The sequence below is a fragment of the Arenibacter lacus genome (assembly GCF_008711145.1).
GTDB classification, from domain to species: domain Bacteria; phylum Bacteroidota; class Bacteroidia; order Flavobacteriales; family Flavobacteriaceae; genus Arenibacter; species Arenibacter amylolyticus.
In genome coordinates this window covers 1-7,093 of record NZ_VVIN01000096.1, presented here as the reverse complement: position 1 = coordinate 7,093, position 7,093 = coordinate 1, and the positions used below count along the sequence as shown (strand labels likewise).

The following is a 7,093-nucleotide window of genomic DNA, read 5'->3' as shown; positions in this document are numbered from 1 at the left end:
AATTCCGATTACACTTACGGCCGCCTTATACATAGCTGAGGTATTGAATAATAATATCTTCGATGGTATTCGTTTAAATATTCCGTTTATACAGGTGTACATTATTTCGTGTAATAACTTTTCAAACACCTATGAAGAACTCGGCCAACTGGAAAAAGCAGAAAGTATGCTTAAGCGCACGATGTATTATCTAATCCATCGTGCAAATAATCAATTGGTGAATCGGAATGAGATACAATCGGAATCAAAAAGAGACACCTTGGCTTATATTGCCTTTTTGGATAAAAACAAGATAGAAAACGTAAATCAGGATTCCATTTTAAAAGATGTACAAGCACAAATATCACAAACTGATTTAATGAGAGTAAATTAAAGTTTATATGTAGTTTTGATAGCTTAATGTAAATTTACCGTTATTGTGAATAAAGGTATGGAAGGTGCATTCAAAATGTTGAATCTTGATCCAGATTTCAGAAAATTGGATCTAGTAATAGGTCTAATAGGATGACAGGGAGGTTAAAAGCATCAATTGGGAATGGGCCTTTGTAATAATTTGGCAAAATACCCATACTACGAAATGTAATTGCAATAATAAACAATGAATATGATAGAAAGTTATTTAAACGTAAACTTTAAAACCTACACAAAGAAGGAGGAAGTTGATATTGGCGCCGATGCCTTGGTGTCTATTGGATCTATGGAGCAGGCAGCTGGGTATAATTTAAAAAAGGCATTGAATTCCCGCATCGAAAAGGCTTTTACCGAGAAGAAATCGGTGGTCCTAAATACAGTTGGAGATCAACATCAAATTTTGGTAGCATTACCAAATAGGGATTCTGAAGCGTTACGAGTAGCAGGGGCTTCTGCGCTTGCAGCCTTAAATGAACAACAGCTACAAGTTGTGACCATTGAGGGGCTAGACGAGTTTTCTGAAAATGAATGCTATGCCTTTTTGGAAGGGATGCTTTTAAGTAGTTATAATTTCGACAAATATAAAGGGAAAAAGGAAAAACGATCCATTGATATCTATATCAGCGGAAAAGCTTTTTCCGAGAGCAAGCTTGGGGAATTACAAGTAGTTGCTGAAGCTGTTTCATTAACCAAAACTTTGGTTAACGAGCCAGTAAATTATATGGATGCGTTGCAGTATTCTGAGGCCGCAACAGAAGTGGGGAAAGCATTTGGTTTTGAAACGGAAATCTTGCACAAGGAACAGATCCAAGCCTTAAGAATGGGTGGTTTACTTGCAGTTAACAAAGGGTCGGAAACCCCTCCTACCTTTAATGTATTTCATTACAAACCAGCTAAGCCCGTCAATAAAAAACCTTTGGTGCTTGTGGGGAAGGGGGTAATGTTCGACACTGGAGGGTATTCCTTAAAAACAGGCGGGAATATGGTTACTATGAAAAGTGACATGGCGGGAGGAGCAGCGGTCCTAGGAATTTTGGCTGCCATTGCCGGAAATAAATTACCCTATCATGTGATTGGAATTGTACCAGCTACGGATAATAAAATAGCTGCCAATGCATTGGTGGTAGACGATGTTATCACCATGATGGACGGTACCACCGTAGAAGTTAAGAATACCGATGCCGAAGGGAGATTGGTTTTGGCAGATGCATTAACCTATGCCAAGCGGTTTAATCCGGAATTGGTGATAGATATGGCAACCTTAACCGGCGCCGCTGCAGCCATTACCGGTGCCTTTGGTATGGCCGTGTTAGGAAATGATCAGTCCGAAATAAACGATTTAAAGGAAATAGGGGAAGTGGTGTACGAAAGATTGGTGCAATTACCGCTTTGGAAAGAGTTCAAGGATTTGTTGAAATCCAACATAGCGGATATGAGTAATTTAGGCGGACCAACAGGCGGGGTGAGTACTTCTTCCATATTCTTGGAGCATTTTACCGATTACCCGTGGATACATTTGGATATTGCAGGAGCTGCCTTTGTAAAGGAAGCCTCTGGATACAGACAGAGTGGAGCTACGGCGGTTCCAGTACGCTTGCTCTATGAGTTTATTAAAGCTAGGGCCAAGAAGATCTGAGACTAAGTGATAGTTATATGAGGTTTACTTAATCCTTGTTTTAGTAAGTATAAATATAAAGGCCCATTTTCATGGGCCTTTTTTTGGTTGGGTTATTTAAATTGGGCAGTAGTTAAGTTACTCCCAATTTGGCATAAAAGCATTGGTAAATAGTAGCTGTCTGTTATTGTTTTCACTGTCTTGGGTTCTATAGATTTTTCGCTCCGAAAGTCCGTCATTGGATGTGTTTGTAAATATAATAGTGCCTTCGTCCGGGGAATATTTGGGATCCAGATCATTGGTTCCTGCCGTTTTCTTGGTAGTTATTTCCACTACGGTGCTATTCACCAGACTATATTCAAATATTCGGGAATCTAATTGCCTGTATTCGGCATTTTCTACCCCAGAAATATCCCTAGTGAAGAGTACTTTGGTGCCATCCATCGAAAAATCCAATCCGCCCAAGGCACCGGGCTGTCCATCCATAACTACATAGGCTTCTGTCCCAGTATCCATATCCACTACTACAATCCTAGCTTCGTATCCGTTGGCATTATTGGTCTTTAAGGCCACTAGATTATTAACGGAATTAACTGCTATTTCACTTATGAAAGTACCGTTGGCTACCTCATAGACCAATTTGTTCCCTGATCCATTGAGATTAATGCTGTACAGCTTGTTAAAACTTGGATAATAGAGTTTGGCACCATTGTCATACCAAGAGAATTCCAGTTCGTCTTGTCTAAATCCGGCAACCGATACGGCAGCCGTAATTTGCTGTACCGCTGAGCCATCCGGATCCATGGAAAATAAATGGGTTTGTGTACCTAGGGTACGTAGGAACGCCACTTTCCCCACGGTATTGTTTTTAATGGGCCTATAACTATTATTGTTGGTGCTGGTTAATCGCAATTCGTTTTGGTTAACGCTTCCCGTCTCCATAGGTTCGGATCCTGAGAATATAACATTATTGCCATCCACGTCCCTTACATAAAAGAAGCGGTTGTTGGTAGGTTCTTTAGTGGTAAAACTGCTAAGGGCACTTTTAACCGGACTGTTTACCCCATCATCTGCAGAAACTTGCCAGAAGTAATTAACTCCAATAGCTAACTGATCTATCGTTAAAACGGTGTCTTTAAGCGCTTCGTAGACGATTACTTGATTGGTAGAGCCATTCCTTAGCTCCAAGCTATAGCTAATTTCGTCCTTATCGTTTTTTGAAGACGTCCAGCTAAAGGTGGTATTTACAGGTACCTCCGCTGCCTTGTCTATGGGGGATAGGAGGTTTGGAGCTAGGGGCGATAGATTTCCGGCATCCAAGGAGTCTAGTTCAAAGACAATATGTACGGTCTTGGCTTCCATAATCGTAGCTGCTTTAAAGGTGGTCTGGAACTCGTCTATCTCTGCCTGTACAGAATATTTGCCAATGGCGATGTCCTCAAAGACAAATTCCCCCTTCTCATCTGTAAACAGGGTGGTGGAAGCCGGAGTAGTAGATATTTTTACATTGGGAAGGGGGGTATTCTTCCCTTTGGAAACCACTGTACCTGTTAGGGTTCCAAAAGAGTTCTCGGCAATAGGCTCTTCTTCACAGCCCCAAAAAAGGGCGGCAAGGACGAATACTAATAGATATAGCTTATTCTTTTTCATATCTGTTTTTATATTGTTTTATAAGGTCATACCTGCCCAACTAGATCGTTCAAGCGGCTGTAAACCTGCATGACGGCAGTCTAATTCGCATATATTTATTATTTGGTGCAATCCGTTTTGGTTAGGCTCATTCCATATTTACTCCTTTAATACCTCTTTCTTCTTTTTTTGCCCAAACTTATATTTTATACCGGCTCCAAATTTGTAATAGTAATCATCCCTTTTGCCGTGTATTACATGATCTAGCTCATCTGTAGAGGTAAAGTTGCTTTCTGCAAATACCCGGAAATCAATCCGGTCCGAAACGTAGGCATTTAGTCCCACCCCAAACTGAAGTTTTGGAGAGAAAATCTTCTCTTGGTTGGCATCTTCCCGGGTATGTATGTCGAAAATAAAGCCGCCTCCCCCATAGATAAATGGTGCTAACTTGTCATAAGGCAATATATTTAGTTCTAGGTTAAGGCTAGAGGCCATGTATTCCCTATAAAAAGATTCGCCCCCAGTAATATATAAATAGCCGAGATCTAACCCAATAGCGGCATGGGGCGACACCATTTTAGTATAGGCTACGGAACCTCCAAGGCCCAAGGTTTTTTTGGATAGATCGGCATTTAATCTTGGTGAAAATGCATTAAAATTAAGGGCGTTCTTATATTTTAAGGGAATTTGTTTTCTGTTGTGTACCAAGGTAGCTTCTTCCACTTCCTTTTCTGCCTTATAGGCATCCATTAGTTTCTTATTGGTTAAGGCTCCATCTTTGGTGGTCCACAGTCCGGCCTCTATTCCTTCTACGATTAAGGCTTCCACTGCTTTTTCAATGGCGTCTTTCATGGCAAGCTGTACGGGTTCGTTTTTAGTGATTCCAGTTTCGGCCTCTAGCAACCGCTGAAAATTTACGTATCTAAAGAGGCTGGCATCTATGGCTTGGGATAATATGGTCTTGGAGACATATACGGTTTTTAAAATTTTGCCGTTGCTGGTAGATACCGCTCTTAAGTATATGGATATGCGATCTTCGCGATATTGTGTAGATCCACCTGCTCCAAAATAACGGGCGCCGGCACCCCCGGTAATTACATTGGAATCGTAGGAAACCACGCCGCCCTCTAGCAATACCCCAGCATAGAGTAAGGGAGGTAATGCTGGTTGGGGGTTATTGGTTCTCTTTTGAAACTCGTCCCTGGTAGAGCGGATAATATTTCGTTCGTTGAGTAGGTTGGATAAATTTTCGCGCTCAATGGGAATAAACCATTTAGAATCTTCCAAGGCCTGTATCAACATGGTAGTGGCCCCTTGGGAAACGGCTGTACTAAAGGTGCTCCCATTCTCCAAGGTTTTGTATTGGCCTGTCTGATCTTTAAAATTATAGACACCCACCACTACCTGTTCGTAGGGTAGGGGCATGTCTCGCAAAATTTGGGTTTTGGAGGCCAATTCGCCTATGCGGGCATCCTGTACCTTATAGGGTTGGTTAAAATAGGCGCCGCATCCAAAGAGTAATAAGGATAGGGAGCCTACCAGGGCAAACGCTGATTTTGTATCCATAAATATTTTAATTTGGGACTATAATTTGGGTTTGCTCGCCGGTATTCACATCCAATATATTCATGACTAAGCCTTCGCCCGTTTCGTAGATTTCTACTACTAGGCTTCCCACATTAAAGGTGCCTTCCTTTAGCCCTTCTTTAAATTCTGAGCTGAAGGCAGTTCGGGAAAGTTGTCCCAAAATTTGTCTATTGAGGCTTTCTTGGAAGCGTTCCAATTCCGATTTTGTAGTGTGCGATCTACTTTGGTCGTCTTTAAACGAGTTTTGCGCATTGGCAGAACTCAATAACCATTGATAGTTAAAGGTATTGCCACCAAAATTGGGGTTTTTTGGGGTGTAGACTAATTGCTGACCAAAACCGAGGCCGCTAAACAATAGGAATATCCCAATAAAGATTGTTTTCATAAGTTCAATATTTAATTCTTTGTTGTTTGGCTTGTTTTAATCCCATTAAGTGTCGGTTGACCAGATAGACAGACTGCTCTGCTTTTTCCTTGAGGTAACTGGCTCGGGGATTTAAAAAGAATTGAGCTACTACATCTTGGCCCACATATATTTTTAGGCGGGTATTGCGGCCCAAGGCCAGCTCTTCCTGGATTTTTACAATTTCCTCCCCATTGATGTTATTGGCTCTATAGGCGGTAGAAAAGTAGTTATAGAAATCACTGCCAGCTTTTGTCTTGGTATCCTCTACTACCAATCCCTTGAGAAATACGCCGTCTGTCTCTTCTTCCTCTTCCTGTAGCGCTTTTTGCAAGTCGCTGACCACTAAGGGGGATAGGGTGTCTTCTCCCTCCAAACCGTTGATTACCACCCGGTCCTTGGTTAGTAGTTGCTCGTTTTCATAGATTAATAAAAGGATAATAACCCGCTGATTTTCTTCCGTATTCAGGGATTGAACACTTAGTACTTTTTGTTCTTCTGGCGCAAGTACAAATCGGCCTGCAGAATTCATGGTGGCTTCAGACTGATTTCCAGTGGCCTTTTTAAAAACTGAAAGTCTATAGGAGAGACTTTTATTGATTTTGGTTTTATTTAGGGCAGTGGCGGTAATTTTATACACGGTTTCGTTGGATGCTACCTTAATGTTGGCCTCCACAGGATGCGTTATTTCCTCCTGCCCAAAGAGGCTGAGGGAGAAAAGGAAGAAATGCCCTATCAGGAGAATTGTTCTTAACATCATTATAGAAATTGGATTTGCTTGTTGGTATAAATACTCAGTTGCGGAGGGATACTCCACCCTAAATTGGGATTAACCCAGTGCCCTTTGGGAATTAGCATATCGGCGGCCTTATCGCTTTTTGTGCGGATTACATCTACCCATGTGAAAGCAGCCCAAAATAAATTAATAGGCGCCTGTGCGTTCTTTATTATTAATGTTAAAGTAATACCCCCAGCGTGGATGAGGGAAAATAACAATCTTATTACAAGAGGTATTAAAGGCACACTCATATGGGAGTATTTAGGTTTTACAACTAACTAAGCAAAGTAAGAGATTGGGGTGTACCTAAAATAATGGATATAACATACTTTATAATCCTAGATGGGACATACGGTGGATATATTCGTTGAAAGAAAAAAAAATTATTAAAGAAAGATTATTTTTTCGAGATAAGTAAGATTTATTTGGTATGAGTTGTTGTATGGGGACGGATTGGAAATTGTAAATTCCTGTAAATCTTTATTTTAAAAATGATGTTAGCGTATATGGCTGCATCCATCTAGAGAAATGGCTAACTATTTTTTTGTGTAAGAAAAGGTTATTGGTTGTTTCTAATAATAAGGGATTGGTGGTCATTATTCATCCGTATCACCATCCGGTCTTGTAGCGCATTGTTACCATGGATCTCCAACCGTTGTCCGTTCCCAGT

General features: G+C 40.9%; 6 protein-coding genes. 2 read left to right on the top strand and 4 right to left on the bottom strand.

Annotated features, from left to right (window positions below; all coding sequences use genetic code 11):
* On the top strand, positions 1 to 373 hold a 373-nt coding region (locus tag F1E73_RS17660; protein WP_191089045.1), incomplete at its 5' end, for a tetratricopeptide repeat protein.
* 231 nt (positions 374 to 604) lie between these two features.
* Positions 605 to 2,047 (top strand): leucyl aminopeptidase family protein, encoded by a 1,443-nt coding sequence (locus F1E73_RS15970; RefSeq protein ID WP_150452505.1) that lies wholly within the window; start codon positions 605 to 607, stop codon positions 2,045 to 2,047.
* Positions 2,048 to 2,164: 117 nt separating this feature from the next.
* On the opposite strand, the gene F1E73_RS15965 is transcribed toward F1E73_RS15970, so the two are convergent.
* The 4 genes from F1E73_RS15965 to F1E73_RS15950 form a co-directional block, all read right to left on the bottom strand.
* On the bottom strand, positions 2,165 to 3,676 hold the full coding sequence (locus tag F1E73_RS15965; protein WP_086478302.1) for a carboxypeptidase regulatory-like domain-containing protein: 1,512 nt from the start codon (positions 3,674 to 3,676) through the stop codon (positions 2,165 to 2,167).
* 138 nt (positions 3,677 to 3,814) lie between these two features.
* Positions 3,815 to 5,221, bottom strand: coding sequence for a CsgG/HfaB family protein (locus F1E73_RS15960; RefSeq protein WP_086478303.1), 1,407 nt, complete (start codon positions 5,219 to 5,221; stop codon positions 3,815 to 3,817).
* 7 nt (positions 5,222 to 5,228) lie between these two features.
* Positions 5,229 to 5,627 carry a curli production assembly/transport component CsgF gene (locus F1E73_RS15955; protein ID WP_150452504.1) on the bottom strand — a complete coding sequence of 133 codons (399 nt, stop codon included), beginning with the start codon at positions 5,625 to 5,627 and terminating at the stop codon, positions 5,229 to 5,231.
* Positions 5,628 to 5,631: 4 nt separating this feature from the next.
* Positions 5,632 to 6,405, bottom strand: coding sequence for a CsgE family curli-type amyloid fiber assembly protein (locus tag F1E73_RS15950; protein WP_150452503.1), 774 nt, complete (start codon positions 6,403 to 6,405; stop codon positions 5,632 to 5,634).
* Positions 6,406 to 7,093 lie beyond the last annotated feature (688 nt).